General features: G+C 42.8%; 1 protein-coding gene. It reads left to right on the top strand.

The annotated features are described in order from the left end of the window. Positions 1-201: 201 nt before the first annotated feature. The gene (gene lpxP, locus FQK12_RS17770; protein ID WP_014226772.1) at positions 202-1,110 is read left to right on the top strand and encodes a kdo(2)-lipid IV(A) palmitoleoyltransferase; all 909 of its coding nucleotides are present in this window, start codon (positions 202-204) and stop codon (positions 1,108-1,110) included. The last annotated feature ends 246 nt before the right edge of the window (positions 1,111-1,356 follow it).

Here is a 1,356-nt window from a genome sequence, read left to right as displayed (position 1 = left end):
CCCATGAATTTGTGACGGCATAACTTTGCTGGCTTACAATTCATTCCTGACTCTTAAAATCCTTTACCAGTAATTGCAAAATTATTTGTTTTTCTGAATTTAGACAGATTTAAACTGTCTAAAACAAAATGTATCGCTAAAGACGAATTTTCTCATTATTTTCCTTTTGCGTTATAACCTTCATTAGCATTAAGGAAATTTATGGCACAGACTTTTACTCATAATTTACTCCATCCTCGCTACTGGCTTACCTGGTCTGGTTTGGGTCTGCTGTGGCTTCTCGTTCAACTTCCTTACCCGGTTTTACACATTCTGGGCTCTGGCCTTGGAAAAATATCCAGACCCTTTCTGAAACGCCGGGAAGGAATTGCGATTAGAAATATCGAACTCTGCTTTCCCGAGATGACACCATTTTCCCGGAGCCAGATGGTCAATAAAAACTTTGTTTCTCTCGGGCTGGGACTGATGGAAACAGGAATGGCCTGGTTCTGGAGCGATGTGAGAGTCAAAAAATGGTTTGATGTCGAAGGGCTTGAAAACCTGACCGGTGCGACCAGAGGAGTAATAGTTGTCGGTATTCATTTTATGTCCCTTGAATTGTGTGGAAGAGTAATGGGTTTATGTCATCCTATGATGGCAACTTATCGCCCACACAATAATCCATTAATGGAATGGGTGCAGACAAAAGGGCGTATGCGTTCAAATAAAGCGATGATTGATCGACGTAATTTATCTGGTTTTGTTCATGCGCTGAAAGCCGGTGAAGCCGTGTGGTTTGCACCAGACCAGGATTATGGGTCTAAGGGAAGCGTTTTTGCACCTTTTTTCTCGGTAAAAAAAGCAGCCACGACGAACGGAACGTATGCTCTGTCAAAACTCGCTGGTGCACACTTGATCACACTTAGCATGATTCGACGTAGCGATAAAAAAGGTTATCACATGTATATCAGCAATCCGTTGTCAGGCTATCCAGGGGAAGACAAGGTCGCCGCAGCGGCTTATATGAACAAGATCATCGAGCGTGAAATTCTCCGTGCCCCTGAGCAATACCTGTGGATGCATCGCAGGTTCAAAACGCGTCCTGAAGGCGAAGTCTCTTTATACAAATGAACAACTCTACTTGTCACGAGCCAGAGTCTATCTTTCTTGCCACTGCGTATTTGTAAAAAATGCGATAAGGAATTTTCGATCGGATTCATGCTAACGATGGGTTGACTGACAGCCAAGGTTAATCAATTAAACCGGTTCGGATTTGAAGGTCCGTTTTTCGCTCAAAGCCGACCTTCTCGTCCCCATTTTATTTTTTTGATAAAACTGATGTTTGTATTGAGCCTTCATTCATGAAGGCTCAATACT

This window comes from Klebsiella sp. ME-303 (genome assembly GCF_007910085.1).
GTDB lineage: Bacteria > Pseudomonadota > Gammaproteobacteria > Enterobacterales > Enterobacteriaceae > Klebsiella > Klebsiella michiganensis.
Note: the sequence above shows the minus strand (reverse complement) of the source record. Positions and strands in the feature narration are given on the sequence as shown.

Bases quoted from the DNA above. Each gene is read 5' to 3' on its own strand.
- lpxP (WP_014226772.1), top strand. From the start codon at position 202: ATGGCACAGACTTTTACTCATAATTTACTCCATCCTCGCTACTGGCTT.